General features: G+C 57.1%; 1 protein-coding gene. It reads left to right on the top strand.

All coding sequences use genetic code 11. From position 1 onward, the window contains the following. Positions 1–247: hypothetical protein (locus tag ACM0OW_RS25885; protein WP_414553590.1), on the top strand; the 247-nt coding region annotated here is incomplete at both ends.

Genomic DNA, 247 nt, shown 5'->3' on the forward strand with positions numbered 1-247 from the left:
GAGCGCTTTCAAAGAGACGTCAATGGACGTCTTATCAGTATCGACTATCGACCGATTAACCTGAATTCCAGCCTGACGGAGGGTCTGACTTCAGGGCTTAATTTCAGCCTGCCGCGCCCACAGGGGGCTGCCGCCAACGAGGCTATGGTTGCGCGGTTTTCGCTGAACTACAATCTGCAGCTTCGGAACACGGTCGCGTTGTTGGCGGGGCTCCCGGATTTGGATCGCTTGAAAGGCGATGGCGGCG

This window comes from Anabaena sp. CCY 0017 (assembly GCF_963920885.1).
Taxonomy (GTDB): Bacteria; Cyanobacteriota; Cyanobacteriia; order Cyanobacteriales; family Nostocaceae; genus Nodularia.